A 23,976-nucleotide genomic window follows, 5' to 3' on the forward strand; every position below is an offset into this window, starting at 1 on the left:
TAGGCTTAATCAAGTCCCCTCCCTTAGGTGGGAAGGGAAGCGTACTAACCCACAGCCTCCATCTGTCTTGCGAACTGCTGAAATGACCCAGAAACCACAAGAACGTCTCTGCTTGTAATTTCCTGTTGTGAAGTCACTAATACAACTCTCCCTCGCTTCTCAAGGCAGTATATTTCCCCGATTGCTTTGAGCGCATTAAAGAGTTCGCTTCGCCAAGCCTCGGGCTGGCTCTTACTAAACTCCACGATCATTGCAACCCCCGACACTTTCTTCAACAGCGTCTTCATACCGCGCAGCACGGACAGCTCATGCCCCTCGACGTCAATCTTGCATAGCACGGTGGAGGAATTTGGAACTTCTCCAATCTCGTCATCGACAGCTGTCGCTTCGACTACGACCTCCTGAAAGTTTGATGGCGAATCACGTCCAGCGACTTTCTCATTTTCCGCCCCTGCTATTCTCGACGTGCCAGACCATTGTGTGTCAATTGAGAATGTGATGCTACCGACGTGATCAGTCACAGCTTTCGAGACAACTTGGAAACACTTCGCATCACGCCGTCGGCTCTCTATCGATTTAAGAAGATAAGGTCTTAGTTTTGGATTTGCCTCAAAAAGGAAAACTTTTTGCCCGCCTCCAAAACGACAGTTGAACGATACCTCTCCATAATTTGATCCAATATCAAGAACTATATTTGGACGAAGAGCAGTGTTCAAGCGCTCAAACATTGCTGAAATCAGACTTTGGGTCACACCGCCGCTGCGAAGAACCGACTGCGCACGCTTTTCCGCCCTGTCAACGTGCATGGATCCACGCCCGATAAATATCACACGATCGCGAGCAGGAAATGCACCAAATCGAAAGCCACGAACATATGGTCGCAGGGGCGCTAGGATTCGTCGGATCATTTTAATGGTTCTCAAATACTCAATTTTTTTTGGAAAGCCAAGAGCCAAAATCTAGGCCTGAAATATTACACAGCCTTTCAATATCCGACTGAAAATATTCCCTCAATTGCAGCCGAATTACCTCGTCAAGGGGAGCGCGAGGCGTGTCTTTAGTATTAAATTTTTTCAGATTCCGCCCTACTATTTTCCGAACAGCGCTAGAAGGCAGTAATCTACGAAACGCGGTGCGAACTGGATGATGATGATCGTTAATAATTCCAGCAAGCGATGAAATTCTACTTACAGTATTTGGATTTACCCTAGAAAATTCCGACGGAAGCACTTCTTGGATCGACAAAAATCGAGTTACACGAAGAAACTCACTTCGCGGATCCGCGGAAAAATCATCATATTTAATAATATGAACATTATCGCGTCCGAAGGCCTCAATATATCGTTCAACCTGCTGCGCATACAGTCCAACTTTCCGATACTGCAGCCCCTCCGGAACTTGGCAGATCCGAGGAATCCTTTCGCCACGCGCTCTGGCCGTCTCGGCATCTAGCGCTGCGCTGAAAGAAGAAATATCTTCATTTCCACTAAAAAGCCGCTGACTATGAAGTGAGTACAGCATGTCCCAGGGGCGACGCAGCATGATAATTATTTTTGCTTGCGGAACGCATAATTTTATATTCGACGCTGCCACTTCAGAGAACAGATACCATGGAGAGGCGTCAATCCTGTAATCAGCAGTCGATTTTTCAAAGAAACTCTTATACTGCACTTCATCTCTGACTGCGTATGGGTATGACGCCGTATGATCAATATTGAAATAGTTGAATTCCTTGCGCGCCGAACTCGCGATGCTGGGGTGTGCAACCAGATATGAATGCAAGGCCGTTGTTCCGCACTTTGGCGCGCCGACCAAGAACAAATTAGGGAGGCCTTTGCCGGCCAGCTTATGAAAATTACTGTGGTTCATGCGCTTGCGCGTTGTAAGGTTGCGAATAGAAGCTCGTAGCGTCCAACAATCACTTCCGGCAAATAATTCTTAAGCAGGTTGTTGGCTTCACCCTGCATCAGACGGCTCTTGAACGTGCGGCCATGTGTGACCATCGCCACCATCGCCTGCTCTAGCTGAGCCACGCTTTCGGTGTCCACGAGATAACCCACTGTTCCGGTCGCGTTCAGTTCCTTGGCGATGTTGCCAGGACATCGGGTCGTGATCAGTGGTACTCCACAGGCCAAGGCTTCCAGGAAGACGTGTCCGAAGCCCTCATAGCGCGACGCCAGCACAAATGCGTCCGCGCGACTGATCAGCGGGAATGGATTGGACACCCTTCCGGCGAAACGAACTTGCTCAGAGACACCGGTTTCCACCGCGAGCTGACGCAAGATTTCAGCGTCGGGGCCATCGCCAACGATGGTCAACCGGGCCTCGGGATATTGCCGGTGCACGCCCGCAAACGCTCGTATGAGTAGGTCATGCCCTTTTTGGGTGTGCAATCTCCCGACGCTGACAAAGTTCGGATATGGCCGACGCTCGGCACCATCAGGACGCTCTTCCGCCAACCGGCGCGTCTCTGCGAGGTCAATCGGATTTCCGATCACCACCATCGGCACGAAAGCCGGCACATGCTGCGCAAGATCGGCGCACACATCCTCCGTAAGCCCAACGACGGCTATGGCGTTGCCGTAAATACGCCCCTTCATCCTGGCGACCAGCCCCTTGAGTCCCGTCAACGAGGCGTTCGAGCGTAGTTTTCCAGAGACCAAGTTGTCCTGCCGGACAACCAGCTTTGCCTTTCTCAGTAGCGGATAGGAAATCAGCGCCGTCGAAACGACCCTATGCGTAACCAGGCACAGATCGACACCTGACCGATTGACCGCGCGAGCAAAGCTCAGGACTCTGACCAAGGGCCATCGGCTGCGCAGCCCAGGCACCTCTACGACCCGTACGTCTGGTGGCAGCAAATCGTAGTAATGCCCGCCCACACGAGATACAAAAAGCGTCACGGTGAAACGTTCACGATTCAGATCTCTGATGATCGCGAAAAAGGTCTTCTCCGGCCCTCCGAGATCGAGGGTCGGGATGGCCAGCCCCAGGTTGAGGCGCGGCAGTCCGCTCATGATCAGCTCGTCGCGCAGGTGTGAGGGCGATACAAAACCAGCTGCGCTCAGCCAACGGCCGGCTTGACGAGGATGCCGACATGCCTGCTGGCGCCGCCGCCGCCACCCGCCGCGTTGACAACAACCGGTTCAATCCCGACTTCCTCGGCAAAATCCCTGAATCCTGTGTTGTCGTCAATGTCGTCAGAGATGAGCATTCCGCCTGGCCGCAAGGCTTTCCAGATCAAAGGATAGGCCCATGCGCGCCCCTCGTAACTCTTGTCGCTGTCGTAATGACAGAGATCAATCGGCTTGGAGAAGCTCTTGAGGGCCCTGGGCAGACCTATCGAGTCTGGGTAGCGGAGGAGCGTCCAAGCTGACCTCAGGTCCTCAGGCACCGCGCATCCCACATAGCGCTCGTTGCCTCGGCCGGGGTATGGCATGTCAACGCTGATCAGCTTGCCTGCGGTATCGCGCAATGCAAGCAGCAGGGCAAGCGATGAAAAACCGTAGGCCACGCCGGTCTCGACCACGCGCTCCGCCTTCAGGTGCCGAGCTAACTGGTACAGAACGTCTATTCCCCCACCGCCGCCCATGGTGACCGGACACTGCTGCGCGCGCAGTTCGGCCCCTTTCACCACCTCGGGAAACAGCTCCGCCAACGGTGGCGTTTGGCCAACACCCATCTGCGCCAGGGCGGTTTCCATACTCACGGCGCGCTGCCCGGCCCATTGGGCCGCAATGCGGCTGTTTCGCCCCATGGGCTTTGGGAGCAGGGCTGCACCGAGCCGCCTACGCACCCGTCGCGCAAGTTCGGGGTAGTAGTGAGGCCTAGCCAGGAAGAAGAGGACGATCTGAGCAGTTTTCAATGTATTTCTCGAATTTACTAAACGTTTTCCAACTGGGTAATGGCGTCATCCAACCTAGCTGAGTTTCCGCGGCTCGGCGGCGCCGATCAACCCAGCGGGGTTTGCCGTCAATGGGTCTTTCGACAACCGCAACAGGCGCTCGGCCCAGGTACGACTCGCGCCAAGCAAGGGCTTCTCTACCCACCGATAAAGGGCTACCGACAGGAGAGTGGCGACAAGCGCGCCGAACGTCGTGGCGACGTGCACAACGAACGGGTCCGGGTGCTTTGGCAACACCAGCGAACACACCAGAAACCAGGCTATCAATATGGGGTAATGGGCAAGGTATAGCGTGTATGAAGCGTCCCCTAGAAGCCTCGAGAACGCAGGCGCGCGGAGCCCACCCCGCTCACCGTTAAGATTGGCAGCAGCCAACACAATGACAGCCGATACCACCGCATAGTAGAGCGTCCGAGCGCTCTTATCGTAGAGGATCGCACTGCTCCAAGGGAGCTTGAAGGCCAGACCCGCCATCGGGATGAGGAAGGCAGCCACCCCCGCCAGTCCGATCCATCCTGCCGCTGGCAAGCGAAAGCGTGGGGCCATCCAACCCACCAGGCAGCCAGCGAAGAACTCGATGTTGTGTCGCGACAGTAGGAAAGCGAGCAATTCCGACTGGTCAAAGACGGTGGCTCCGGTCCGGTACTTGTCACCGTTCCAGGCCATGCCGTGATCAGCCGCAAGCTTCCAACTACTAAGCACAGCTATGACAGTCACCAACGGCAACCAGACCCAGCGTGGCGCGGCAATCATCAGCCCGAACACGAGATAGAAATACATTTCGTGGGTGAGCGTCCAGCCCACACTCAGCATCGGCAAGGCCTCCTGTGGCCACAACAGGAAGGACTTCACCAGATAGGCCATGCTTGGGTCGTGCGCTTTTCCGAACCCCGGAAACAGCAGGTACACCGGCAAAATTACGAGGCTCAGCAACCAGTACATAGGGTAGATACGGGTCAGCCGCTTTGCCGCGTAAGCCTTTAGCCGCCCAAGGTGCCCGATATCCCGGGTGTGGATGTAAAAGATGATGAAGCCACTGAGCACGAAGAAGAAATCGACGCCGACATTGCCGACGCTAAAAAAGCCGGCAAGGAACTCCTGCCCATAGCGACGCTCCGACAGCAAGGTTGCATGTGCCATTACCACCAGCAGCGCCGCCACGCCGCGGCCAACTTGCAGCCAGTCCAGGTTGGTCTGGGCGGAGCGGCTAGTCATAGGGACGCTCCTCGACAGTAGGAGCTGCAGATAGGCGGCTCACAAGGTCGCTCCCTTAGTGTTGGGTTTAAGACGAGCCTCGTAGCGCGTAATCAGCCAGGCTAGCGCCACATAGAGCAACACCCAGAAAACGACGATGCACCAGGCCAGTGTCGGCCCGGCGCCTCTCCCCAGGTAGGCCGAGGCGGCACAACCCAGCATCAGCAGGATAGCTACACCGGTGGTCCGCGCATGCGACCAACCGGACTGCACGAGTCGCTGGTAGTGATGGCTGCGATGCGCTTTCCACAAGGGTTCGCCGTTCAGCGCCCGCCGGATCAGCGTAACCGTGGCGTCGACGATGAATACCGAGAACACCATCACTGATATCCAAGCCTCGACGGCGCCTTGCTTCGCTCCCCAAAGGATGAATATCGAAATCAGGTAACCCAGGGTCGCGGACCCGACGTCGCCCATAAAGATCTTCGCTGGCGGTCGGTTGAACAGGAGAAACCCAGCCGAGGCGGCAGCAACAACCCCGGCCATGGCGGAATAACTGCCCTGTCCCGCCAGGGCAGCGAGCCCCGATAGTGTTGCAAGCCCGATCAGACTCATCGAACCAGCAAAGCCATCCATGCCATCCATGAAGTTGTAAAGATTAATCATCCAGGCCGTAAACAGCACGGTGAACAGGGGGCCCAATAGCCCCGGCATCGGAATCTCGAAACCCGGGAACGGTATCGAGTTGAATGACAGCCCACAGAACACCGGCGTCAGGCTCGCACCCAGGTGCACAACCAACCTTAGGCCGGCAGGGACCTCCCGATAGTCGTCGAACAGAGAGACGACGGCTACCGCCAAGGCTGCGGCAGCAGCCTGCAATGCCCAGGCTGGGAATGAACCGCCTTGTAGATAGAGCGCCGCCATGCCCGCCGCCACACCCAGCAATAGACCTAAGCCCCCCGAGCGCGGCACCGGTTGCAGGTGCAGGGAGCGCTCGTTGGGCTCGTCGATCAGACCGATTCGGGCGCTGTAGCGGATCAGCAGTGCGCAACCCAGTGCCGCCACCCCGGCAGCAAGCAGAAAAGCCAGAATCATTCCGCCCTATCCCCCATCGTCCCGCGCACAAACACCTGCGCCATCTCAGTCAGCCCCTCTGATTGCGAGTATGGCTGGGTCCAGGAAAATCTGCGGGCAAAGGCCGTGCCGTCCACGGTCAGCGAGCCGCACAACTGCTCGATCTGATGCCGACGGCCCGTCAGAGTGCCCGCGGTCCGTAGCAATGCCGGCGGTGCCGGCCACAACCGCGCTGACCGCTGCATGGACTGCGCCAGCAGACGCAGCAGTTCCGGGGTCGAGACCCGCTCGACATCGGCCACCGGGTACGCCTCGAAACCCGCCCCTTCGGTAGCCAGACAGGCTAGCAGTGCGCTAGCCAGGTTACGGACCCCGATGAAACTGCGTTGATTGCGGACCGAGCCCAGGGGCAACGGCAATCCGCGCTGAAGCAGGCGCAGCAGGCGTTCGAGATTGCCCGGCGCGCCCGGACCGTAAACCAGCGGCGGGCGCAGCGCCGTTACCCGCAAACTCTTGTCCATTGCGATCTGTCGCAAGGCCGACTCGGCAGCGAGCTTGGAGCGCCCGTAGGCCGTAGTCGGAGCGAGGCGGCTGTGCGCATCCAGACTCTGCTCGCCGCCGGCACCGTGCACGCCAATGCTGCTGATGAAGATCAGGTGCCCTACCCCGGCTACAGCAGCAGCCTCGGCCAAGCGGCGGGTGCCCTCAGCATTGGTGTTCATGAACTCCCGCTCGGGATCACCGGCGACCTCGCGCAGGATATGCGCCCGTGCCGCCAGATGAACCACGGCATCGACCCCACGCAAGGCTTCGCGCCAGTCGGTGTCGGCGTTGATCTCGCCCACCACGTAGTCCTCGCCCACCGGCGACCGGTCCACCGTTACTGGAGTGCGCAAGGCTCGCCGCAAGGAATGGCCGGCCGCTGCGAGGTCTCTGACGACCTGCCGTCCGACAAAACCACTGGCGCCGGTGATCAGTACCTTCATACTGAAGCCCCCAGCACGGACGAATAGATCGCTTCGATGCGCTGCACCATTCGGCGCGCATCGAACAGGCTCCGGATTCGCCCCTGGGCCTTGCGCCCCATGGCAGCGGCGGCTCCGGGATCAGCGAAGCAGTCGCAAATCCGCTCGGCAAGCTGCTCGATTCGACCGACCTCGTACAGCCTGCCGGTGACACCGTCCTCGACCACCTCGGGTATGCCGTAGATGGCCGGGACTACCACCGGCTTGGCCATCAGCATGGCTTCCAGCATTGAGCGACCCATCGCTTCCCAGAGCGAGGAAAAGGCAAACAGATCGCAGTGATGCAATATCTCCAGCACGTCCTTGCGATAGCCGAGCAGGTGCACGGCAGCGCCTACGCCCATCTCTTGGATCTTGCGCTCGACCGCCGTCCGCAGCTCGCCGTCGCCAACCAGCACCAACTGCGCGTCCGGATAGCGATGTTGGACCAGGGCAAAGGCCTCGACCATCCGCTCTGGAGCCTTCTGCGGATCAAGCCGGCCTACCAGCACGATCCGTCGCCCGGTCGCCGGCACGCCGAGCGCCAGAAGGGGGTCCGGCGGTGGCGACCGCAACACGCTGTCAAGCTTGCCGAAGTCGATGCCGGTATAGACCGCGGTCGAGTTCTGCCCGCCGATCATGCCCAGTGCGATCGCCTCGCGGCGATCATTCTCGCTGAGCGTGATGTAGTGGCGCGCGCCCCGCCGCACGAGCCGTTCCAGACCGATGTAAAAGCGGCGCTTGCCGGCCGACATGAACTCGTGGAACGGAAACCCGTGGTAGGTAAAAACGAAGGGCGTGCCGGTGATAAGTGCCGCGATTCGCCCCAGGAAACCGGCCTTGGAACTGTGGCCATGGACCAGGTCAAACCGTTCCCGGCGCAGCAGGCTCAGTAGTTCGATCAGGGCAAGTGCATCACGCCGGGCATCCAGCGGGTGTACCAAGTTCGGTAGCGGATGGAAGCGGTTTTCGCAGGCGCGCAGAGCCCGTTCCCGCAACTCGCCCTGCGGATTGCTGGCAATGTGGACTTCAAACCGTTCGCGGTCGTGCAGCTCGCAGGTGACCAGGGTGTTGTCCTGGGCACCGCCCGGACTCAGCCGGGTGATCAGGTGCAGTACGCGGAGCCGCGCCGGCGCTGGCTGCAAGGAATTCATGCGTCCGGGACCAGTTCGCGGTAAACAGCGAACACTCCGTCCTGGCAGGCACGCGACGAGAACCGCTCGCGCACCTTGGCAGCGGCGGCGGCCCCCATGCGTGCGCGCGCCTCAGGCGCCTCGATCAGCCGCCGCATCGCCGACGCCAAAGCGGCCGGGTCCAGCGGCGGAATCAGCAGGCCGGACTGGCCGTCCTCGATCTGCTCGCAGACACCGGCATTGTCGGTGCCAATCACGGCCTTGCCGAACAGCATGGCCTCGAGGATGGTGCGCGGGAAGCCCTCGTTGCCCTTCAGGGTGATGGCACGCCCGCCGAGCTCGATCCGGCCGCTGTTGGCCGAGACCAGCAGGCATACGTCGGCCAGCGGATAGAAATCGAAAGGATTCTGCTGCCAGCCGGCGAAGCTGAGGTTGTCGACCGCCAGACGGTTCTGCAGCTCGCAGAGCAGGCCCTGGTAGGCGGCGTACTCAGGCACGAAGTCGCCCAGGCAGAGCACGGTGTAGCGGTCGGCGAATCCATCGGCATTGAGTCGGGCCATGGCTTCCACCAGAGTCGAATGCCCCTTGAAGGGCACCACCGAGGCGAAGTAGGCGAAAACCACCTTGCCAGCCTGGCGCTGGCTTTCCAGCCACGGAATACGCCGCGAGGCGGAGACGATCACCGAATCATTGATGCCGTTGTAGACCGTCACCGACTTGCGCCGACCAATGGGCCCCAGGGATTTGCGCACCTGCTCGGAGACAGAGACCAGGCGATGGCTAATGAGCTCGTAGGCAGCCGAGAAGAGCGGCCCCACACTCAGTTCGCCACGCACATGCCCCACGATGGGCACCCGCCGCAGACGCGCGGCAACGCCCGCTAACAGGCCGGCTCGCATGTTGTTGACGTGCACCACGTCGACCTTCTCGTCGCGCAGCAACGCGGCCAGCCGACGGGTATAGCCCAGCAGATCGGCGAGCAGCGCCACCCGTCGACGCAGGCCACCCTTTGCCAGCGCCTTACCGTAGATATTCAATGCCCCCGGCGGGGGCATCACCCGCACCCGCAGGCCAGCTGCGCGGTAGGCGTCGGCCACCGGTCCTTCACCCGTCACCAGCACCAGCACTTGGCAGCGCCCCGCGATTCCGGTGACTAGGTCGAGCAGACTGCGGTTGGCGCCAGCCATACGCTGCGGATAGGCGATGAAATACAGAATCTTCATGAACGCTCAGGCCCTTCGCAGTCGCTGCGGGAACGCTGCGGCACCACTCACCGCACCCTGCGAGAAATCGAGCCCAGCCAGCCACTGGCGCGAGGTCTCGTAGCGCCGCTCCAGCATGGCGCGGTCGGCCACGGTCAGGGGCGGGTACTCGAACTTGCGGGCGCCAAACACCAACTTGCGGATGCCCAGCCGGTCGGCCAGCCGCACCGCACCGTGCAGGTCGAAACGGCGCAGACCACGGGCAATGATCGCCGCCAGGCGCGAGAGCAGCAGCGAGCGCGGCTTGGGACGCTCGTAGACTGCACCGCCCGCCTCGTTCCAAACCACCGGCGCAACACCAAGGAAGCGGCATACTTCGTCAAGCACCACGGCGGGCCGGTCGCGGACGTCCTCCTGGCGGATCAGCAGCAACTGCGCGGCACCGAAATCTTCAGCCCAGCGGGCGGCGTGTTCAACGTAGTCGCCCGAGCTGAGGATGCGCGGCATCGCTTTCACCGCGTCGGCGAACGCCCCCTTCACCTTGCCCCGCGCGTAGTGGTGGCAGTACAGGGAGTAGGTCCGTTCCACCGGATCGCGCAGGCAAACGATGATCTTCAGGCGCGGGTTGTGCGCGCGCAGCCTTTCTCGGGCAGCCACATCGTCAAAGTATGAGGGAGCGATCTCACCGCGCTGGCGCCCGCCTAGGGAACCCCGCCACAGGGCCTGGTACCAGGCCTGCCCACGGGCGTGGAACTGATCGAAGAAGAAGGTTTCCTTGACCTCGTCGGGCAAGGCAAGGCCGGGATGCTGGCGCAGCATCGCATCCAGCCAGGATGTACTGGTCTTTTGTGGTCCGACACAGACGAAAGCGAGGCTGGCCAGGCTCATGGGGTCGTCCCCTGTGGCGCCAGCGTCTCGACCGGACAGTCCAAGATTACCTGCTCACGGCACAGGGCCTCGGCAAGCAACCGCGAATGCAGAATCTGTCCCTCCTCATTGAGGTGGTACTTGGTGTTGTAGAACAACTCGCGCGGGTACCGGCTGTGATTGTCGAGCACAATCGCCCGGCCACCGGCGTCGGCGTAGAACCGCTTGAACCAGGCGATGAACTCTGGTGAAGGCTGCGCATCGTCGAATGTGGTCGGCAGGCTCCCGACAACCCTGACGCCACGACCAGCCTGCCGCAGCGTCGTCGCCCGAATCACGTCGAGCCCAGCAAAAGCCTCGCCCGCCACAACTCCGGGATTGGGCTCACTGCCCTTCTCGCCAGCAAGAAATGTGTCGTACTGACGGGCCTTCGCGCGCACGTGGCCGATGATGTCTCCCTGCGCGTTGAGTTGAAACTGATCGGTATCGCGGAGGATGCCTATCCGCGAAAACAGCATCTCGCCAAGAGACGTAAAGACATCCCGGAGACTGAGCGAAAAGATCACGGCAACAGTCCGCTTGATGGACTGGTCGCGCATCAACCCCGGCTCGTACAAAGCGATGAAGCGGTTGCCGGAAGTATTGTTGACTAGTTCTTCCTCGGTTGCACCGTAGAATCCGTACTCAAGCGGCAGCAGCAAAATGTCTCCTGGACGCAACTGCGCCTCAGCCTTCCCCAAGATCGTCTGGAGCCCAGCGATATAGGAAACCGCAAGATTCACGCAAGCGACACCGGTATAGCGTGTGAGTGTTTCACAGCGATGGCTATAGAGACCGTTGCTGCCAGATGCCAGCACGATCTTCGGGGCCCCTTGGGCATTCAGGCGCTCAGCGGCCGCGGCCTTCGCGCGATAGGCGTTCTCGATATAACCGAGCGTCACCGGCCGCTGCAGCAACAGGAAATTTAGGCAGGCATAGAGTCCGAGCGCGGCGAACAACCCGAGAACAATGGTCCGGAACTTCATGTCGTCCTCAGAACCGGAAGTACAGGAACGGCGACGGCGCCGACGAGAAAAACACTTGGTGGATCACGAAGGGCGCGACAGCGATGGCGCCCCAGGCAATCCATTTCGACTTCGGATCCATGGTCTGCAGTGGTCGGCCGAAAGCGACTATCGCCACCGCAAGCGCGAACATGCCGGCAAACTCAACCAAGCCCATCAGGCTTCCGTCAGCGAAGTACCGTAGCTTGGCCACCGGCTCGAACAGCACCCCCAGCGAAGGCACCACGCTGAGCACGATCGCATTCAGGTAGAACCCGTCCAACCCCATCATGCCGCGCAGCACCACCCAGGCCGAATCGACATCCTCGGCACGGAAGAAAACCCAGCCGACCACGACGAACAGGAAGGTCAGCGCCCAGGCCAGCGGCTTTGGCAAACGCCGGCCGCCATCACTCCAGAGCCGGTGAACGCAGAGGCCGGCACCATGCAGGGCGCCCCAGATCACGAAGGTCCAACCGGCGCCATGCCAGATGCCGCCAAGCAGGAAGGTAATGAACAGGTTGCGCAGCGTCAGGTAGCGCGCGCCTCGGTTGCCACCCAGCGGGATGTAAAGATAGTCGCGCAGGAAGCGCCCCAGCGTGATGTGCCAGCGCTGCCAGAAGTCCTGGATGCTCAGCGCGCGGTAGGGAGCATCGAAATTGGCCGGGAGCTTGACGTTGAACATCAGGCTCAAGCCGATAGCCATGTCGCAATACCCACTGAAGTCGAAGTAAAGCTGGAAGGTATAGGACAGGGCCGTGGCCCAGGCTTCGAGGAAGCTCAGCGTCTGGGCCTGATCGAATCCTGGGCTCGCGAACTCGGCAAAGGTATCCGCGAGGCATACCTTCTTGAACAAGCCCAGTACAAAAATCCCGAGCCCTGTACCGATGCCCGTCCAATTGAGCCGCGCAAAACTGTCGGCCTCCAGCTGCGGGATCAGGCTCTTGTGATGAACCAGAGGGCCGGCGATCAAGTGGGGGAAGTAAAGGACAAACAAGGAGTAACTGCCGACCTTGAGGTTCGGCTGCGGGCTGCGGTAGCAGTCAACAATGAAGGCGATCTGCAAGAAGGTAAAAAAACTGATCGCCAGCGGCAGGGCAATGTCATAGGACGGCAGACTGGCACCGCTAACTTGGCTTGCGATCTCCAAGAGGAAGTTGGTGTACTTGTAAAAGCCGAGCAGCGCCAGATTGGCTGCGACGCCTATGGTCAGCAGGCGTTTTGCAGCGGGCCTGTTGTCCGGCGTCACCTTCAAAATATGGGTGCCAAGCAGAAAATTGCCGGCGATCGAGGCCATGATAAGAGCGACATAGCGCCAGTCCCACCAGCCGTAGAAAATCAGCGAGGCCAGGATCATCAGCACGACAATGCCGCGACTGCTCAGCACCGGTCGCAGTAACAGACAGGCCAGCAAAGTCGCAGGTAGAAACAGCAGAATGAATTCTGGCGAATTGAAAAGCATGTCGCTCAGGTCCGAATGAAGGCCACAATAGGTTGCGCGGGGACAGCACCACCCGGCGAGCGCAAAGACCTCGCGCCTGCCTGTGCGTAAGTGATCCGCTTAAGCGGTCTGACCATGATCACTTCCAAGTACGGCTAGCCACTGGTCCGCGATGGAATCTCCGTTGAAATCACGCGCGCGCCGCAGGCCACCTTCAACCAGACGCGCACGCAACTGTTCGTCGCCCAGTACCTGCTCAATCTTCGTGGCCAGAGCCGTAGCGTCGCCCGGCGCGACAAGACAGCCGCTGACGCCGTCCTCAATGATCTCAGCCGGACCATAGGGACAGTCGCTGGAGACCACCGCAGTGCCGCTTGCCATGGCCTCGACCAAAACATTGCCAAAACCCTCCCATAGCGACGACAGCACGAACAGGTCGGCACGCGCCATGTAGGCATAGGGGTTGGGGCAAAAGCCGAGAAACCGTACCCGCCCATCCAACGCCAGTTCCGCTACGCGCGCCTTAAGTGCGGCCTCAAGAACGCCAGTGCCCAATATCCAACACTCGAAATCAACCTTCCCCTGCAGCTTTGCAAGCGCGTCAAGCAACACCGGATACCCCTTCTGCTCCACTAGGCGGCCAACGGCGACGATCAGCTTCCTGCCGCTCACCGGATGCTCGGCGGGGGGTTCGCGCAGGCGCTCAGCCAAGTCCGGAGAAAATCCAATATTCGCAATCACCCGCACCTTCCCAGCAAGTGCTGTAATCCGACGCTGAAGGGACTCAGCCACGCCGCGTGACAAGGCCACAACCATTTCAGCCCTTGGATACAGAAGCTTTGACATGGCGATGGCGGTTCGAACGACCGTACCCTGCCGAGCCTTTGCATCGGGGTTGTTCTGGATATTGAGAATCAGGCGTGGCTGCGGATGCAGGCCAATCAGAGCCAGCAGCGCGAGCACGGCCGAGAGGTCCATAACCGGAATTAGCACGTCGGGCTTGTGCAGAGAAACCCAGCGCCTGAGCGCAGGTGCCGAGTACAACATGGCCGCCGTACTACTGCGAACAACACTTGAGCGCCCTAGCGGGACAAGCTTTACTTGTGGAGAAACCAGCCTTTCGTAGGCCCCGCCCGGGCGGACAACCACGATGCTCACATCAATGCCTCTACAGGCCAGATTGTTGGCCAGCCGGACTGTGTTCATCTCGGCACCGCCGCCGCCCAGATGAGGCAGATAGAAAGCTAGCAACAAGGCGAGGCCTCGATGTAATCAAAGACAAAATTCATGGATATAAGAGACTGTCGCGTTGCGACGATCCCAATTAGACGCAGCGGCATCATTCTAAAACTTCGCCTCTTTTGGTGGCGCTGTTATTTTGAATATAAAAAAAAGCATTATTAAAGTATGAAAATAGGGAATCAATTCGTCCGATGAAGGACTAAAAAGCGTGGTGGCAGTAGCTACGTATAACACTACCGCCTGCGGATTCTTGGAGTTGGTGGCCAAATAGCCTGCCAGCCAGCGCTTGAATGCTCCAAAACAAATGAAAACCACAAGCACCCCTGGTACACCAAAATTCCAGTACGCTTCTGCTGTTGCGCCTATGGGTGCGCCCGCACCTTCATAAAACCCATCCAACCCGTAATTTCTGCCGGCGATATCAGCGATCGCATAGGCGCCGACGGATCTTGGCTTTTCTGGCCAGACTGCGCGTGGGACAAAGAACAGCAACGTTCCCAAGTAGGATTTCCCATCCAGGTACGGAATTTCCTCCGGAACTCGCGCAATGGTCGGCAACGCGAGGGCAGCATCTTCTCTTTGATCGATATCGGCCGTCGTCTTTTCCAACCATTCCGAGAATTGAAACGAAGACACAACACCGAAATCCAGCCCGCCGGCCGAAGACGTGCTGCGGCGCAGTTCACCCAACAAGCCGATCGCAGCGAAGGCAAGGATCATTAGTACTACTGCCAGACCGATTGGCAGTTTATGCGTTCGAAGCGACCAAACCAGACCAAAACTGAGAAGCGGGAGGACTGCTGCAGTTCGCGAACCGGTGCTGGCAAACTGCATCGACAAACATATCAGCAGCAGCACCCAGAACAGAGGGGAGCGTGTAATTGCAGGGCGGTAGGCATACCACAATAGAAGCAAAAACGGCATAGGCCGAAAAACCCAGAGTATGTAGCCCTGATCGCCCAGTGCGATATGCCGGCCGCCAGCAAAGGAGGCCATATGACTCAATATCCCGCCTCTTGTCTGCATATAACCCAAAAAAAGCAGCGTCATAGCAACGATGGTCAAGCCTAGCGCCAAGTTCAGGTGAGGCGATTCCTCGTTGCTCAGGCGCCGAATGCGCGGCTTCCACATCATGTAACCCACATAGGTTGCTGCAGCCGCGAGCGCTGCCAGCGCATCAGCCTTGACCTTCGCTGACGCCACCATTTCCGCTGTCCACCCATTTAGATACTGGTGAGATAGCGCGGCATGCACGGGGTGAAACCAAACCAGTAAGGGGTCAAACAACTGTTGCGGGTTTTTTAATAGAGAGGTCCCAATGCTAAAAAGCAAAGGAAAAACCAAAGGATGCAGCCAGCCGATAGGTAGCCCACCGAGAGAGCGAAAAAATAGCGGGCTTACCAACACAATATTGGCCACAACGGAAACGCCGACGCGGAAATCAGCGTTGGGTTCCAGAGTGCCATGAATCAGCAACGATAATGCAGGAGTCAGCGCTTGCCAGATGATCACATAGGCGATTAGAAATAAGCGTTGCCCCCCACCAATTTCAACGAATGGGTTATCACTGTATACCGTCTTTTTGTCGGCAACCATATCCATCTGCATTCGCAATTCACATCAATAATAGGATGGAAAAATACCAGACAATTAATTCGAAAATTTATGAAAGGCAATTATTTTAGTTAAATACATTTCACACTTTAAAATAAATTAGGAAACTTTAATTATCACATTGCCAATTTATTTTATTTAACTGCGAAGTCCAACTAAAATGGCATTTTCTCAAACATTAGCCGCACAATCCGCATTCCCAGACGAATAAAGGACATCCCATAATCAAGTCCATATCGCGCGGCCCTCAATGATTCCCCGTTCTTGTTTCGTTATTTACAGGCACCAGGAAAACCTCGCATATAATTTCATTCCGGCGGAAGCCGGAATGAAAGACTGCTTTGAACTCGTGCAGCATTTAGGTGGAAATTCTAATCAGCACTACCTTTCTTGGACTGCGCATAGCGATACCCATAGCCATAGCCATAGCCATAGCCATAGCCATAGCCGTACCCATAACCGGTGCGCGACTTGACGCCATTAAAGACAACGCCCTTTACCTTTACTGCTGCCTGCTCCAGTCTGCGGTAGGCATAGGCAATCTCGCGAAGCGAATGAATACCACTGCGAATTACCAGCAAGGTCACGTCGGCATATTGCCCCAACAAGGCCGAATCGGTGACCGCAAGAATTGGAGGAGTGTCAATAATGATCCAGTCATATTTCTCGCGAAGAGAAGCAAGAAGCTCTGGCATTAAAGGATTTATAATGAGTTCGGCGGGATTAGGGGGTGTTTGCCCATTTGCGAGAAAATCCACCCCAGTGGCAACGTCTTTCTGCACGGCAGACGTAAAATCAATCTGTTCGCTGAGCACCTCTGCCAGCCCCGGAGTTTTCTTTGCCCCCCAATAACGCTGAATGTGCCCCCGCCGCATATCCGCATCAACAAGCAAGACGCGCTTGCCCGCCTGCCCCAAGACCGCAGCCAAGTTGGTCGAAATGAAGGACTTGCCAATATCCGGACTTGGTCCAGTAATCATCACAACCGTACTGCCGGTTTGGGAGGCAGAGAATTGAACTGACGTCCGCAAACTGCGAATCGCCTCCACGGTTGGATCCAAGGAGTCGAGCACCGAGAGCACACCTATAGCCTGCTGATCGGTAGCCTTCTTGTCCAGCTGACTTTGTTTGTGACTTTCAGGAATCGTGGCATACAGAGGCAGTCCCAGAGAGCGCTCTATGACTTCCGGGTCCTCAATTCCCTGCCGGACTGCGCGCAGCAGAACAACCAGTCCTAAAGCCAAACCTGCGCCAAGAACAGCACCCAGCATCGCTGCAAGGGATTTCTGTGGGGATATGGGGACTTCCGGCACGCTCGCGTAGTCAATAATCCGAACATTGCCGACCGTACCTTCGCGGGAAAGCCGAAACTCTTGAGCAGAATTCAGCAGGGCGGTATACAGCCCTGTATTGACCTGAACATCGCGCTGCAGCCTCAGGACCTCCTGCTGCGCTTCCGGTAACTGCTTTATTTGTTGATTCTGGCCCGCAATCTCCTTCTGCAGTGCTCGAATCTGGCTATCGATCGTCTGAACGGACGGGTGGCTGGGGGTGAACCGAGCGCTGAGTTCCTCCCGCTTCTGCCTTAAGGTAAGTAGGTCAGACTCTAGCGTAACTACCAGCCCTAGTACGCTCTCGGTTTCCTTAGTCATATCAACCGAACCACGTTTGACTAAGTAATCATTTACCGCGCGCTCCGCCTCTTCCACCTGCTTTTGCAGTTCAGGAAGCTGTTTCTCGAGAAATTGCAGCGATTTCTCTGCCTCGGCGGACTTTCGCTCCACATTCTGCCGAAGATAAATATTGGATATTTCATTGAGCACCGCCGCAGCCCGCCTACGATTCGAGTCCTCGTAAACGAGCGACAGAATCCCTGACTGCCTGCCTCTCTCAGCGACTTTCAATGCCTGCGAAATGGATCGATATGACTTCCCAGGGGAACGCTTGACCAATCTGAATTCGGTTTCCGCCCGCGCAACCAATTCGCTGACAAAGACCTTCAATACCCCATCTGGCATATTAACTTGGAGAAGTTCGCCGACCTTTCCAGTTCCAATCACCTCACCATCGGCAGTCACCAGACTATACCGCCCGGCCTCCCCTGCAATGACAAGCAACTCCACACCATATAGACGTGGCGGAACCTCAAGAGTAGAAACATTAAAATGCTCTCCGCCCCATGCGAACTTTTTCCAAAGGCTCAGCGGGGCTGGCCGCAATTCATCACCACCAGAACGCCGGGCAAAATACCGCCCAATAAACGGAAAATACTTCGGCTCGTCGGTTACATCAAGATTCAAAGATTTTACAACGCGATCAAGAACGTAGCGAGATCTAATAATCTCAATCTCAGCAATCGTTGGGGTGCTTCCTTCCAATGCACTAGTGACCTCCTCGAAAGCTGCGATACCACCACTCTTTTGATTCTCAATCTGGATAAGAGCATCTGCAGAATAGACGGGGGTCGCGATCTGCCCATAGACAATTCCGATCAGCACTCCCAAAAAAGTACTTGACAGAATTAGCCAGCGCCGCTCCATCAGGAGATTAAGGAGATACAAAAGGCTGGACTCGCCGTCCGCATCCGACGTGCCCCTTATCCCGGACCCAGCCGTCTCGCTTACTGACCTATTAATCATTTAATTAACACGCCTCAAAAATCGATTTTAATTTGCATGCGACAATAAAGCGTCGCGAATTGCGCCTAGCCGGGCAGTCCACGGAAAAAAGCGCCTAAAGCCAGCAGATACCCAAAACTCTGCGAAGGTGGATGTACTCCAATCCACAGCAGAAGTCAGGCTGCTAACCACACCGCTTGTGCCAGCAATAGCGCGCTTGTCTCGGTAGCGGTGTTTCGATCATCTTTTTCATTCAAGAATTCTTAAATTCTGCCGAACATCGCAAAAAACGCACAAATGCCGCGCCACCTTTTCCAAGGCGCCATCATGCGCACCGCAGTTTTGATTATCGGGACAGTGCTGAGTTGAGTTATGCATCAACCCCAGCCCAAGTAGAGACCACCTGATGGCTCAAAGCCCTGCGCCTTCGACACAAACAGCTGTCGAGTTTACAGGGTTTGGGCGCCACGGCGCGGCTGCAGACTAGGTTCCCGAGCTTGCCCCTCAGCCAACGCCCCCATACCACCACCAGCAACTGAGCTACCCAAGCTCGCCGCAGTCACTTTCCGCGGGAGAGGAAGCGATAAGCGATCTGCGCCTCGATCTTGAGCTTCATCGCTGACACCCCGAGGTGCAGAGCCCATGAGCTGAGGTGACGAGTAACCGCCGACGATTTCCTTGAGAAGACCTAAGATGCTTGGCAGCTTGTCTGCCGCCACCATCGCTTCGAGTGCGGCCAGATGTTGCAGCAGGACTTGCCGAGGAAGTCCCACCTCCCTGGCACGACAAATCCGCTTGTGTCGCGTCGGTTCGGCCTGAGCGTCGATCAACAGCTCTTCGTAAAGCTTCTCTCCTGGCCGCAAGCCGGTGACCACAACCTCAATGGCACCTGCGGGATGTTCTGCGTCGCGCACCTGCAAGCCAGTTAAATGAATCATTCGGCGAGCCAGGTCAGAAATCCTAACCGGCTCGCCCATGTCCAAGACGAAGATATCGCCACGGCTGCCCATAGAGCCAGCCTGAATGACCAACTGGGCGGCTTCCGGAATGGTCATGAAGTATCTAGTGACGTCTTCATGGGTAACCGTTACCGGCCCACCGTTCCGAATCTGCTCCTTAAACAACGGGACAACAGAACCGGACGAGGCCAGCACGTTGCCGAATCGAACCATGGATACGAGCATGGTCGGAACTTGTTCGGCCATGGCCTGGACAATCAGCTCCTGGACCCGTTTAGTCGCTCCCATCACACTGGTGGGGCGCACTGCCTTGTCCGACGAAACCAAGACAAAATTGGACACCTTGCAGTTGATCGCTGCCTCGGTGACGATGCGTGTGCCGAAAATGTTGTTCTGCACTCCAGAAGCAACATTGCCTTCCACCAGCGGCACATGCTTGTACGCGGCGGCGTGGTAGATAGTCTGTACCTCATAGCGCCGTAAGGCCCGCTCCACCGCTGCCCGGTCAAGCACCGTGCCGAGGACAGGCACGATTTCGGTGCCGCCCTTCCCGGCGGCACTGCAAAGCAGCTCCCGTTCGATGCTGTAAAGAGCGAACTCCGACATTTCGAACAGAACGAGCTTGCTGGCGCCACAGGCCAACACCTGCCTACAGAGCTCCGAACCAATGGATCCACCGGCGCCGGTGATCATTACCGATTTGCCGGCGATGAAAGCATTCATCAGTTCGGGATCTGGAGCGACTGGTTCGCGCCCCAAGAGATCCTCCACTTGAACCTCACGCAGTTCGTCAGTCCTCTTTGCTCCACATGCAAGTTCATCCACGCCGGGCATTACCATCACCTTCACTGCCAACGGCTCAAGCGACTTTACGATCTCGGCGCGACGCTTGGGGCTTTCGGAGGGGATGGCAAGCAGAACCCTCTTGAATTTGAGGCGCTGCTGCAGCGCCGACAGATCATCGGGCGGAAAAACACGCAGACCAGACACCACTCGCCCTTGCTTGTCCGGGCGATCATCAACAAAGGCGATCGGCCAATACTCACCAGACACCATCAGAGCTGCAGAAAGCTGGGTTCCCGCGCGCCCGGCCCCGTAAATCAGGACACGTTCGGACTTCACTCCATGAGTAACTGGCCACAACACCGCACTAGCGGTGAAGCGGACCCAGGCAAGCGCCAAGTAAATAATCATGCCTTGAATGATCACCATGTTTAGGCTTTCATCCAACAGCGAAAAGACCTTGAGGCAAATTGCCAGGGCCGCCAGCCCTCCAACCGTTCCGATCAGCACCCGAACTAATTGGTCACTGCTCCAAAACCGCATCATTACGTCATAGACGCCAGCCAAACGAAGCGCCGGCAGAATGAATAACGGCGGCAACAACACCAGCAGCAGGTGCAAATTCGTCTTAGGCGCCGGATGCCAGAGCAACACAAAGTAAAGAAGATAGCTGGCCGCCATGATCGCGACAGCATCGACAGCTAATGACAGCGCATGTTTACGCTTGGGCGCCAGCCCCACCAGTACCGATGCCAGTCGCCCGACGAATTCCCTTCTAAATGGCATTTGACTTATCTACCCCCTTCTTGCCAGCAATTATCGTGAATAATTCCAGGGTCGATTGTGCACTGCATCACGAGAAAACCATAGAGCATCATCCCAAAGGATGTGTTGGGCTGCTTGATATCCGGTGGCTGAACGCCATGCATGTGCTCGTTTCCCACCCCTTTCATACAACAATCGTGCCCGCTAAAAAAAAGCTCTTCCAGACCGGACACTTGAAGTCATTCCTTCCCATGCCAGTCTCGCTAGCCTGACAAATTCTGAGATGCGCGGAACTCCCTTGGTTAAGGGGTAAGCCTAAACAAGTTCGTCGGTCTCGCCGTCCGAAGCTGGGATCAAGTCTTCGCGGGATACACCAAGTACCACCGCTAGGTTGGTGGAAACATAGACGGACGAATAGGTCGCCACGACAACACCGACGAACAACGCCGATGCGAAGCTGTGCACACTCGTTCCGCCAACCAGCAATAAGGAACTGAGTACAAGCAAGGTCGTGACATGCGTGATCACCGACCGCAAGAGAGTCTGGTTCACCGATAGATTGACGACGTCCAAGATCTCCATACGCCGCTGCGCAAGCAGATTTTCGCGAACACGGTCAAAGATGACGATCGTCTCATTATTGGAATAGCCAATCAGGGCAAGTATTGCAGCCACCGTCGTCAAGTCGACCTCAATCCAAGTCAGGGACAAAAAGCCCAGCACCATCACAGCGTCGTGGATCAGTGCAGCCACCGCACCAACCGAGAACTTCCACTCGAAGCGGAACATGATGTAGACGGCGATGCCGATGAATGCCAGCAATAGCGCCAGGGCGCCGTCCTGAGTCAGTTCGTCACCGACCTGCGGGCCTACAAACTCCACACGCCGCAACTGCACATTCGGCTCGCTCGCATGCAGGGCATCCAAAATGGTGGTACTGACCTTGGCGGAGCTGGCGTCTTCGGCGGGAGGCAGACGGATCAGCACGTCCGAGCTGGTGCCGAAGTACTGCACCACCGGGTGCTCGTACTTGGCGCGGGACAGATCCGCGCGCACCGAATCCAGCTGCACGGCCTGCGGGTAATGCACTTCCACCAGCACGCCACCGGTGAAGTCGATGCCGAAATTCAGGCCACGAAACACCACCAACAGGATCGAGGCAACGGTGAGGATGCTCGACACCCAAAGGCCAGTCTTGCGCTGGGCCATGAAGTTGATATTGGGAACGCCGGAAAAGATTTTCATGGCGGCTTACCAGATTGGGAGGTCGGACATGCGCTGACGCCGCCCGAAAACCAGCTGCGCCAATGCGCGGGAACCAACGATGGCGGTGAACTGTGAGGTGAGAATGCCGATCGCCAGGGTGATTGCAAATCCCTTGACCGGGCCAGCTCCCAGCGCGAACAGCATGGCCGTGCCGATCAACACGGTGACATTGGCATCGGCGATGGTGAGAAAGGCGCGGTCGTACCCGTGCTGGATCGCCTCGCCGGGCTTGACGCCATTACGCAACTCTTCGCGAATACGCTCGTAGATCAGCACGTTGGCATCCACAGCAATACCCATGTGCAGCACGATGCCGGCGATGCCCGGCACCGTCAGCGCGGCGCCAACCAGGGATAGCACCGCCACCACCAACACCAGGTTGAGCAACAGCGCGGCGATCGCAAACAGCCCGAACACCTTGTAGTACACGGCCATGAACAGGCTGACCAGGCCCAGGCCCAGCAGGGCGGCGGTAAAGCCCTGCTTGATGTTGTCCGCACCCAGCGAAGGGCCAACCGTGCGCTCCTCGACAATCTCCACCGGCGCCGCCAGGGCGCCTGCCTTCAGCAGCAGCGCGAGGCTATGCGCCTCCTTGCTGGTCAGACCGGTGGTCTGGAAGCGCTTGCCGAACACACCGCGGATGCTGGCGACCGAGATGATCTCTTCCACCTCGCGCTTCTCGCGCAGCGGCACGCCTTCGGCGTTGTAGTTGGTCTCGACCACGGTTTCGCGGAACAGCACCGCCATCGGCTTGCCGACGCTTTTTTCGGTGAACTCGAACATCCGCTTCGCGCCCTGGCTGTCGAGCGTGACGCTGACCGCCGGGGTGCCGTTCTCATCGACGGTGGCGGCGGCATCCACCAGATTGACGCCGGCGGCGATCACCTCCCGCTTCAGCAGCACCGGCCGGTGCCCTTCGCGGGTATAGAACAGCTCGGTGCCGGGCGGGACGATGCCGGTCGCGGCGGCGCTGTCGGCCGAGCCGGTTTCATCCACGGCGCGGTATTCCAGCGTGGCGGTAGCGCCCAGCAGATCCTTGACCCGGGTGGTGTCCTGCACACTGGGTAGCTGGACGACGATGCGGTTGGCCCCCTGGCGCTGCACCAGCGGCTCGGCCACGCCCAACTGGTTGACGCGGTTGCGCAGCGTGGTGAGGTTCTGCTGCACGGCGAAGTCGACGATGCGCTTGACCTCGGCCTCGGTCAGGGTCGCGGTCAAGGTGGTGGCGCCGTCCGGCGCGTCCAGCTTGAGCTCGGGATATTCCTTGGCAATCGCCTTGCGGGCGGCCTCGCGGGTCAGCGCGTCGGCAAAATCCAGAACCGTACGCTCGCCCTCCTGGCGGCGGCCGGTGTAGCGGACATCCTTCTTGCGCAGGAAGTTGGGCAGGTCGGTGACATAGCGCTGCGCCGCGGACTTGCGCGCATCGTCCACATCGACCTCGAGCAGGAAGTGCACGCCACCACGCAGATCCAGGCCCAGCGACATCGGCTTGGCGCCCAGCGAGGTCAGCCAGTCCGGCGTCTTGGAGGCCAGGCCCAAGGCGACGATGTAGCCCTTGCCCAGGTTCTTCTTCAGGGCATCAGCCGCCTTCAGTTGCTGCTCGGCCTGGTCGAAGCGGACCACCCAGTGGCCGCTATCGGCTCGCGAACTGGCGGCCGAGATCCCCTCGGCCTTCAGTGCGGCATCGACTGCGGCGGCAAACTCCGCCGGCAGCGGATCGCCGGAGGTGGTGTTGATCTGCACGGCAGGGTCTTCGCCGTAGATATTGGGCAGCGCGTAGAGCGCGCCCAGCAGGGTGACGACCACCAGGAGGATCGTCTTCCAGAGCGGATAGGGCTGCATGGTTTCTCCGCGCGGCCTTTTT

18 protein-coding genes are annotated in these 23,976 nt (G+C 58.1%); all 18 read right to left on the reverse strand.

Annotated elements, in window-relative coordinates:
* Nucleotides 1-44 precede the first annotated feature (44 nt).
* The 18 genes from AC3WT6_RS11100 to secD all read right to left on the reverse strand — a co-directional run bounded on the left by AC3WT6_RS11100 (nucleotide 45) and on the right by secD (nucleotide 23,954).
* Nucleotides 45-716 (reverse strand): FkbM family methyltransferase, encoded by a 672-nt coding sequence (locus tag AC3WT6_RS11100; protein ID WP_492653635.1) that lies wholly within the window; start codon nucleotides 714-716, stop codon nucleotides 45-47.
* Between the two features lie 211 nt (nucleotides 717-927).
* Nucleotides 928-1,869, reverse strand: coding sequence for a sulfotransferase family protein (locus tag AC3WT6_RS11105; RefSeq protein WP_492653636.1), 942 nt, complete (start codon nucleotides 1,867-1,869; stop codon nucleotides 928-930).
* A complete protein-coding gene (locus tag AC3WT6_RS11110) occupies nucleotides 1,866-3,017 on the reverse strand; it encodes a glycosyltransferase (RefSeq protein WP_492653637.1) in 1,152 nt (383 codons plus the stop codon). Before AC3WT6_RS11110 ends, AC3WT6_RS11105 begins: the two co-directional genes overlap by 4 nt.
* 47 nt (nucleotides 3,018-3,064) lie before the next feature.
* Complete coding sequence (locus AC3WT6_RS11115) at nucleotides 3,065-3,703, reverse strand: class I SAM-dependent methyltransferase (RefSeq protein ID WP_492653638.1); 639 nt, start codon at nucleotides 3,701-3,703, stop codon at nucleotides 3,065-3,067.
* 216 nt (nucleotides 3,704-3,919) lie between these two features.
* Nucleotides 3,920-5,119, reverse strand: a complete 1,200-nt coding sequence (locus tag AC3WT6_RS11120; protein ID WP_492653639.1) for an acyltransferase family protein — start codon at nucleotides 5,117-5,119, stop codon at nucleotides 3,920-3,922.
* 39 nt (nucleotides 5,120-5,158) lie between these two features.
* Entirely contained in the window at nucleotides 5,159-6,196 is a 1,038-nt protein-coding gene (locus tag AC3WT6_RS11125) for an MraY family glycosyltransferase (protein ID WP_492653640.1), read from the reverse strand.
* The gene (locus AC3WT6_RS11130; RefSeq protein ID WP_492653641.1) at nucleotides 6,193-7,161 is read right to left on the reverse strand and encodes an NAD-dependent epimerase/dehydratase family protein; all 969 of its coding nucleotides are present in this window, start codon (nucleotides 7,159-7,161) and stop codon (nucleotides 6,193-6,195) included. Before AC3WT6_RS11130 ends, AC3WT6_RS11125 begins: the two co-directional genes overlap by 4 nt.
* Nucleotides 7,158-8,333 (reverse strand): glycosyltransferase family 4 protein, encoded by a 1,176-nt coding sequence (locus AC3WT6_RS11135; RefSeq protein WP_492653642.1) that lies wholly within the window; start codon nucleotides 8,331-8,333, stop codon nucleotides 7,158-7,160. The genes AC3WT6_RS11130 and AC3WT6_RS11135 overlap by 4 nt, the downstream gene beginning before the upstream one ends.
* A complete protein-coding gene (locus tag AC3WT6_RS11140; RefSeq protein WP_492653643.1) occupies nucleotides 8,330-9,535 on the reverse strand; it encodes a glycosyltransferase family 4 protein in 1,206 nt (401 codons plus the stop codon). Before AC3WT6_RS11140 ends, AC3WT6_RS11135 begins: the two co-directional genes overlap by 4 nt.
* Nucleotides 9,536-9,541: 6 nt before the next feature.
* A complete protein-coding gene (locus tag AC3WT6_RS11145) occupies nucleotides 9,542-10,402 on the reverse strand; it encodes a sulfotransferase domain-containing protein (protein ID WP_492653644.1) in 861 nt (286 codons plus the stop codon).
* Nucleotides 10,399-11,406 (reverse strand): hypothetical protein, encoded by a 1,008-nt coding sequence (locus tag AC3WT6_RS11150; protein WP_492653645.1) that lies wholly within the window; start codon nucleotides 11,404-11,406, stop codon nucleotides 10,399-10,401. Before AC3WT6_RS11150 ends, AC3WT6_RS11145 begins: the two co-directional genes overlap by 4 nt.
* Before the next feature lie 7 nt (nucleotides 11,407-11,413).
* Nucleotides 11,414-12,886 (reverse strand): MBOAT family O-acyltransferase, encoded by a 1,473-nt coding sequence (locus AC3WT6_RS11155; RefSeq protein ID WP_492653646.1) that lies wholly within the window; start codon nucleotides 12,884-12,886, stop codon nucleotides 11,414-11,416.
* A gap of 99 nt (nucleotides 12,887-12,985) precedes the next feature.
* Nucleotides 12,986-14,119 carry a glycosyltransferase gene (locus tag AC3WT6_RS11160; protein ID WP_492653647.1) on the reverse strand — a complete coding sequence of 378 codons (1,134 nt, stop codon included), beginning with the start codon at nucleotides 14,117-14,119 and terminating at the stop codon, nucleotides 12,986-12,988.
* Nucleotides 14,120-14,209: 90 nt separating this feature from the next.
* Nucleotides 14,210-15,715 carry an O-antigen polymerase gene (locus AC3WT6_RS11165; RefSeq protein ID WP_492653648.1) on the reverse strand — a complete coding sequence of 502 codons (1,506 nt, stop codon included), beginning with the start codon at nucleotides 15,713-15,715 and terminating at the stop codon, nucleotides 14,210-14,212.
* Between the two features lie 377 nt (nucleotides 15,716-16,092).
* The gene (locus AC3WT6_RS11170) at nucleotides 16,093-18,360 is read right to left on the reverse strand and encodes a polysaccharide biosynthesis tyrosine autokinase (RefSeq protein ID WP_492653649.1); all 2,268 of its coding nucleotides are present in this window, start codon (nucleotides 18,358-18,360) and stop codon (nucleotides 16,093-16,095) included.
* Nucleotides 18,361-18,788: 428 nt separating this feature from the next.
* Nucleotides 18,789-20,867: a polysaccharide biosynthesis protein gene (locus tag AC3WT6_RS11175; protein WP_492653650.1), complete on the reverse strand. Its 2,079-nt coding sequence runs from the start codon at nucleotides 20,865-20,867 to the stop codon at nucleotides 18,789-18,791.
* A 294-nt stretch (nucleotides 20,868-21,161) separates the two neighbouring features.
* The gene (gene secF, locus AC3WT6_RS11180) at nucleotides 21,162-22,091 is read right to left on the reverse strand and encodes a protein translocase subunit SecF (RefSeq protein ID WP_492653651.1); all 930 of its coding nucleotides are present in this window, start codon (nucleotides 22,089-22,091) and stop codon (nucleotides 21,162-21,164) included.
* A gap of 6 nt (nucleotides 22,092-22,097) precedes the next feature.
* Entirely contained in the window at nucleotides 22,098-23,954 is a 1,857-nt protein-coding gene (secD, locus tag AC3WT6_RS11185; protein WP_492653652.1) for a protein translocase subunit SecD, read from the reverse strand.
* Between the last annotated feature and the right edge of the window lie 22 nt (nucleotides 23,955-23,976).

This window comes from Stagnimonas sp. FW305-C-60, assembly GCF_058782965.1.

Bases quoted from the DNA above. Each gene is read 5' to 3' on its own strand.
- AC3WT6_RS11105 (WP_492653636.1), bottom strand. From the start codon at position 1,869: ATGAACCACAGTAATTTTCATAAGCTGGCCGGCAAAGGCCTCCCTAAT.
- AC3WT6_RS11110 (WP_492653637.1), bottom strand. From the start codon at position 3,017: ATGAGCGGACTGCCGCGCCTCAACCTGGGGCTGGCCATCCCGACCCTC.
- AC3WT6_RS11115 (WP_492653638.1), bottom strand. From the start codon at position 3,703: ATGGAAACCGCCCTGGCGCAGATGGGTGTTGGCCAAACGCCACCGTTG.
- AC3WT6_RS11120 (WP_492653639.1), bottom strand. From the start codon at position 5,119: ATGACTAGCCGCTCCGCCCAGACCAACCTGGACTGGCTGCAAGTTGGC.
- AC3WT6_RS11125 (WP_492653640.1), bottom strand. From the start codon at position 6,196: ATGATTCTGGCTTTTCTGCTTGCTGCCGGGGTGGCGGCACTGGGTTGC.
- AC3WT6_RS11130 (WP_492653641.1), bottom strand. From the start codon at position 7,161: ATGAAGGTACTGATCACCGGCGCCAGTGGTTTTGTCGGACGGCAGGTC.
- AC3WT6_RS11135 (WP_492653642.1), bottom strand. From the start codon at position 8,333: ATGAATTCCTTGCAGCCAGCGCCGGCGCGGCTCCGCGTACTGCACCTG.
- AC3WT6_RS11140 (WP_492653643.1), bottom strand. From the start codon at position 9,535: ATGAAGATTCTGTATTTCATCGCCTATCCGCAGCGTATGGCTGGCGCC.
- AC3WT6_RS11145 (WP_492653644.1), bottom strand. From the start codon at position 10,402: ATGAGCCTGGCCAGCCTCGCTTTCGTCTGTGTCGGACCACAAAAGACC.
- AC3WT6_RS11150 (WP_492653645.1), bottom strand. From the start codon at position 11,406: ATGAAGTTCCGGACCATTGTTCTCGGGTTGTTCGCCGCGCTCGGACTC.
- AC3WT6_RS11155 (WP_492653646.1), bottom strand. From the start codon at position 12,886: ATGCTTTTCAATTCGCCAGAATTCATTCTGCTGTTTCTACCTGCGACT.
- AC3WT6_RS11165 (WP_492653648.1), bottom strand. From the start codon at position 15,715: ATGCAGATGGATATGGTTGCCGACAAAAAGACGGTATACAGTGATAAC.
- AC3WT6_RS11170 (WP_492653649.1), bottom strand. From the start codon at position 18,360: ATGATTAATAGGTCAGTAAGCGAGACGGCTGGGTCCGGGATAAGGGGC.
- AC3WT6_RS11175 (WP_492653650.1), bottom strand. From the start codon at position 20,867: ATGCCATTTAGAAGGGAATTCGTCGGGCGACTGGCATCGGTACTGGTG.
- secF (WP_492653651.1), bottom strand. From the start codon at position 22,091: ATGAAAATCTTTTCCGGCGTTCCCAATATCAACTTCATGGCCCAGCGC.
- secD (WP_492653652.1), bottom strand. From the start codon at position 23,954: ATGCAGCCCTATCCGCTCTGGAAGACGATCCTCCTGGTGGTCGTCACC.